The sequence below is a fragment of the Saccharomonospora iraqiensis subsp. iraqiensis genome, assembly GCF_000430445.1.
In the GTDB taxonomy this organism is placed as follows: Bacteria; Actinomycetota; Actinomycetes; order Mycobacteriales; family Pseudonocardiaceae; genus Saccharomonospora; species Saccharomonospora iraqiensis.
Window position 1 is genome coordinate 4,459 of sequence record NZ_KE387126.1, and the last position, 4,348, is coordinate 8,806.

General features: G+C 73.4%; 5 protein-coding genes and 1 pseudogene. All 6 read left to right on the forward strand.

Translation table 11 applies throughout. The features are described 5' to 3' along the window. Positions 1–162: pseudogene (locus tag ACTIR_RS25585) on the forward strand (orotidine-5'-phosphate decarboxylase); the annotation flags it as partial. 229 nt (positions 163–391) lie between these two features. Further along, positions 392–709 (forward strand): integration host factor, actinobacterial type, encoded by a 318-nt coding sequence (gene mihF, locus ACTIR_RS0118805; RefSeq protein ID WP_007024611.1) that lies wholly within the window; start codon positions 392–394, stop codon positions 707–709. Continuing rightward, positions 706–1,374 carry a guanylate kinase gene (gmk, locus tag ACTIR_RS0118810; protein WP_026455434.1) on the forward strand — a complete coding sequence of 223 codons (669 nt, stop codon included), beginning with the start codon at positions 706–708 and terminating at the stop codon, positions 1,372–1,374. Before mihF ends, gmk begins: the two co-directional genes overlap by 4 nt. Beyond that, positions 1,371–1,646, forward strand: coding sequence for a DNA-directed RNA polymerase subunit omega (gene rpoZ / locus ACTIR_RS0118815; protein WP_007024613.1), 276 nt, complete (start codon positions 1,371–1,373; stop codon positions 1,644–1,646). Before gmk ends, rpoZ begins: the two co-directional genes overlap by 4 nt. A gap of 7 nt (positions 1,647–1,653) precedes the next feature. Beyond that, positions 1,654–2,892 carry a bifunctional phosphopantothenoylcysteine decarboxylase/phosphopantothenate--cysteine ligase CoaBC gene (gene coaBC, locus ACTIR_RS0118820; protein ID WP_026455435.1) on the forward strand — a complete coding sequence of 413 codons (1,239 nt, stop codon included), beginning with the start codon at positions 1,654–1,656 and terminating at the stop codon, positions 2,890–2,892. A 70-nt stretch (positions 2,893–2,962) separates the two neighbouring features. Then, a complete protein-coding gene (gene metK / locus ACTIR_RS0118825) occupies positions 2,963–4,177 on the forward strand; it encodes a methionine adenosyltransferase (protein ID WP_026455436.1) in 1,215 nt (404 codons plus the stop codon). Positions 4,178–4,348: the final 171 nt, after the last annotated feature.

Genomic DNA, 4,348 nt, shown 5'->3' on the forward strand with positions numbered 1-4,348 from the left:
ACCGCCGACGACCTGCGCCGGGTGTTCGGACCGGCCCTGCCGGACGTGCTGCCCGCCTCGTCGCGGGAGATCCTGCGGCACGGCCCCGATCCGGCCGCGTTGCGGGCGGCGGTGGACGACGCGACCCGTGCGCTCACCGGCGATCCGCCCGGGGTCGACTGAATCGCTGCCCTGGTCCACGTACATTTTGATCTTGCACTAGGGTGACTGCCGTGGCGTCACGGGGATTCCGGCGCGACACCGGGGCAGACCACGGTACACGGCCCGGCACCGGGCGGTGTGTGTCCGTGCCAGGCCCGCAGGTCGACGCCACCCCGCATTGAAGGTCCAGGTCGGGGGTGGGTACGGTCGCCACACCCACCCAGAATTTTGAGTAACACCGGAGGAAAACGTGGCACTTCCCCAGCTCACCGAGGAACAGCGTGCTGCGGCGCTGGAGAAGGCCGCCGCCGCCCGCCGCGCTCGCGCGGAGCTCAAGGAACGGCTCAAGCGCGGCGGCACGAGCCTCGCCGACGTGCTGAAGCAGGCCGACGAGGACGAGGTCCTCGGCAAGATGAAGGTCTCCGCCCTGTTGGAGGCCCTGCCGGGCGTGGGCAAGGTGCGTGCACAGCAGACGATGGAGCGCCTGGAGATCGCCTCCAGCCGTCGACTGCGTGGCCTCGGCGACCGTCAGCGGAAGGCGCTGCTCGCCGAGTTCAGCGGCGAGTGAGCGAGCAGGACCGCGGCGTCGACGCGGCAGGCCCCCGGGGCGGCCGCGCGACCCACCGTGAGCCGGCGCCGGGGGAGACCACCCGGCACCGGCTCACGGTCGTCTCGGGCCCGTCCGGAGTCGGCAAGTCGAGTGTGGTCGGCGAACTCCGGCGGTTGTGCCCGGACATCTTCTTCAGCGTGTCGGTGACCACGCGCCCCGCCCGCGCGGGCGAGGTGGACGGCGAGCACTACCACTTCGTCGACCGGCCGACCTTCGAGGACCTGGCCCGGCGTGGCGAGCTGCTCGAACACGCGGAGTTCGCGGGCAACCGCTACGGGACGCCGCGTGCCCCCGTCGAGCGGATGCTGGACGCGGGCAGGCCCGCCGTCCTGGAGATCGAACTCAACGGTGCGCGCCAGGTGCGGGCGGCCATGCCCGAGGCGCGGCTGGTGATGCTGCTGCCGCCCTCGTGGGACGAACTGGTCGGCAGGCTCACCGGACGCGGCACCGAACACGACGAGGCGGTGCAGGCCCGGCTGACGGAGGCCGAACGCGAACTCGCCGCCGCGGGGGAGTTCGACGCGCACGTCGTGAACGCCGACGTGCGGGCCGCCGCGCGGGAGTTGCTAGGCTTGGTGACCGGCCGGAATACCGCTTGCGACGAGACGGAGCACAGTCAGTGACCGCGATTACGCTGGGGCCGCAGGGCGAGGCCCTCGAGGGCATCACCAACCCGCCGATCGACGACCTTCTGGAGAAGGTCAGCTCGAAGTACGCGCTGGTGATCTACTCCGCCAAGCGCGCCCGTCAGATCAACGACTACTACGCCCAGCTCGGTGAGGGGCTGCTGGAGTACGTCGGCCCGCTGGTCGAGCCGGGGCCGAGGGAGAAGCCGCTCTCGATCGCGCTGCGGGAGATCCACTCGGGTCTGCTCGAGCACACCGAAGGGGAGTAACCGGCCGGTGGGCACGCGCGGCCGGGTCGTCCTCGGCGTCGGTGGCGGGATCGCCGCCTACAAGGCCTGTGAGGTGCTCCGGGGGCTCACGGAGTCCGGGCACGACGTCCGGGTGGTGCCCACGGAGTCGGCGTTGCACTTCGTCGGTGCGGCCACGTTCGAGGCGTTGTCCGGCAACCCGGTGGAGACCGGGGTGTTCACCCGGGTGCCCGAGGTGCAGCACGTCCGCGTCGGCCGGGAGGCCGACCTCGTGCTCGTGGTCCCCGCGACGGCCGACCTGCTGGCCCGCGCGGCGCACGGCCTCGCCGACGACCTGCTGACCAACACGCTGCTCACCGCCCGGTGTCCGGTCGCGTTCGTCCCGGCCATGCACACCGAGATGTGGGAACACCCGGCGACCCGGGACAACGTCGCGCTGCTGCGCGGTCGGGGCGTGGTGGTCACCGAACCGGCCTCGGGCCGGTTGACCGGCGCGGACACGGGCAAGGGCAGGCTCGCCGACCCGGCCGAGATCGTGGACCTGGCGCAGCTGCTGCTCGCCCGCCCGGAGGCGCTGCCGCGGGACCTGGAGGGGCTGCGCGTCACCGTCTCCGCGGGCGGTACCCGGGAGCCGCTGGACCCGGTGCGGTACCTCGGCAACCGCTCGTCCGGCCGGCAGGGCTACGCCCTGGCCCGGGTCGCCGCGCAGCGCGGTGCCGAGGTCACGCTCGTGACCGCGCACACGGGCGACCTCCCCGCCCCGGCCGGGGTGGACGTGGTGGACGTCTCCACCGCGCGGGAGATGGCCGACGCCGTCGAGCACGCGGCCGCCGAGGCGGACGTGGTCGTGATGGCCGCCGCGGTCGCCGACTTCCGGCCCGCGGACACGGCGGGCCACAAGATCAAGAAGACCGACGACGGCTCCGCGCCCACGGTGTCGCTGGAGCGCAACCCGGACATCCTCGCCGGGCTGGTGGAACGGGGGCGCCCGGGTCGGTTGCTGGTCGGGTTCGCCGCCGAGACGGGGGACGAGCACGGCGACGTCCTCGACCACGGACGGGCGAAACTCGCGCGCAAGGGCTGCGATCTGCTCGTGCTCAACGCCGTCGGCGAGGGCGGCGCGTTCGAGAGCGAGCACAACACCGGATGGCTGCTCACGGCCGACGGTGCGGAACGCCGCATCCCGCTCGGCCGCAAGTCGGAACTGGCCGCGGCGGTCTTCGACGCCGTGGCCGACGCGGTGCGGGACACCGGGCCCGGCCAGTAGGCTGCGACGAACAGCACGTCAAGTACCGGCCCGCGCAGGGCCGTCCGGCCGGAGGATGGGGCGATCGCCCGTGAGCGCGTCGAACCGCAGGCTGTTCACGTCGGAGTCGGTGACCGAGGGGCACCCGGACAAGATCTGTGACGCGGTCAGCGACTCCGTGCTCGACGCCCTGCTGGCGGCCGACCCGCACAGCCGCGTGGCGGTGGAGACCCTGATCACCACCGGCCAGGTGCACGTGGCCGGCGAGATCACCACGGAGGCCTACGCCGACATCCCCACGATCGTGCGGGAGAAGATCCTCGGCATCGGCTACGACTCGTCGGCGAAGGGGTTCGACGGCGCCTCCTGCGGCGTGAACGTGGCGATCGGCGCGCAGTCGCCGGACATCGCCCTGGGGGTGGACACGGCCTGGGAAAGCAGGCACGGCGCGGGCTCCGGGGACCCGGCGGACGAGCTGGACCGGCAGGGCGCGGGCGACCAGGGGCTGATGTTCGGCTACGCCTGTTCGGACACCCCCGAGCTGATGCCGCTGCCCATCGCGCTGGCCCACCGGCTCGCGCGCAGGCTGGCCACCGTGCGCAAACAGGGCGAGCTGCCGTACCTGCGCCCGGACGGCAAGACCCAGGTGACCATCGAGTACGAGGGCGACCGTCCGGTGCGGCTGGACACCGTCGTGGTCTCCACCCAGCACGCCGGGGAGGTCGACCTGGAGCCCACGCTGGTGGAGGCGGTGTCCGAGCACGTCGCCGCGCCCGTGCTGGACGGTGTCGCGTTGGACACCACGGCCACCCGCATGCTGGTGAACCCGACCGGCCGGTTCGTCGTCGGCGGCCCGATGGGGGACGCGGGGGTGACCGGCCGCAAGATCATCGTGGACACCTACGGCGGGATGGCGCGGCACGGCGGCGGCGCCTTCTCCGGCAAGGACCCGTCGAAGGTGGACCGCTCGGCCTCGTACGCCGTGCGGTGGGTCGCCAAGAACGTCGTCGCGGCGGGGCTGGCCGCCCGGATCGAGGTGCAGGTGGCCTACGCGATCGGCCGGGCCGCCCCGGTCGGGCTGTTCGTGGAGACCTTCGGCACCGAGACCGTGGACCCCGGCCGGATCGAGCACGCGATCGACGAGGTCTTCGACCTGCGTCCGGCCGCGATCGTGCGCGATCTCGACCTGCTGCGCCCGCTGTACGCGCAGACGTCGGCCTACGGGCACTTCGGCCGGGACGACCTCGACCTGCCGTGGGAACGCACCGACCGCGCCGACGCCCTGCGCCGTGCCGCCGCCGGGTGAGCGGCGGACTGGTATGCAGGACGGCGTGCGCCGTCCCGAGCCCGACCCGTTGTGGGAACCGTCCCCGCCACCGACCGCCCCCGGATCCCCCGGGGAGGCGACCCGTCCGGACGGCGGCACGCCGTCCCCCGGTGACTCCGGGCGCGCGGGGACGCCGGGCGGGACCGGTCG